Below are 687 nucleotides of genomic sequence, written 5' to 3'. Positions count from 1 at the left end.
AATTCAGTGCTGGTTGCGCGGAGGCGAACAAACCGAGGACGGCAATAATGCCAATTGCGCTTTGCTTCCAGCCACCAAACTCCAAGCTGTTTTTGATGTGATACAACCAACCAAATGCCGCGATACCGAGCGCAGACCACAACGCCGTCGACCACATTTCTGGCAAGATACGCTCAAGCAAGAAGATTGGAGCTGCCAGCAGAATGAAACCAAATAGTGTCTTCACGCGGTCCATCCAACCGCCAGCTTTTGGCAGCAGTTTGTTGCCAAATACCGCCACGAGAATCAGCGGAATACCCATACCCATCGCCAGTGCGTAAAGCGCAATACCACCAGTCAGCAAGTCACCACTTTGTGCAACGTAGAGTAGTGCGCCCGACAGAGGTGCCGTGGTACACGGTGAGCACACCAGACCTGAGATCGCACCCATCGCGAATACGCCTGCGCTGCTGCCGCCTTGCTGTTTGTTGCTCAGGTTGTTTAGCCACGTTTGTACACTGCTTGGCAATTGCAGGGTGTACACACCAAACATGGAGAGTGCCAACGTGACGAATAAGATACTCAAACCAATCAACACATATGGGTGTTGCATCGCCGCTTGGAACTGCATGCCTGCTGATGCCACCACTAAGCCGAGAAGAGTGTAAGTCAGCGCCATGCCTTGCACGTAAACTAGGGATAAACCCA

1 protein-coding gene is annotated in these 687 nt (G+C 52.5%); it reads right to left on the bottom strand.

The window, feature by feature from the left end:
• The coding region (gene dsbD / locus R8N49_RS27385) for a protein-disulfide reductase DsbD (RefSeq protein ID WP_318190485.1) at positions 1-687 on the bottom strand (687 nt) is incomplete at both ends.

This window comes from Vibrio sp. 1978, assembly GCF_033344345.1.
The sequence above is the reverse complement of the archived record's forward strand: the minus strand, read 5'-3'. Positions and strand labels throughout refer to the sequence as shown.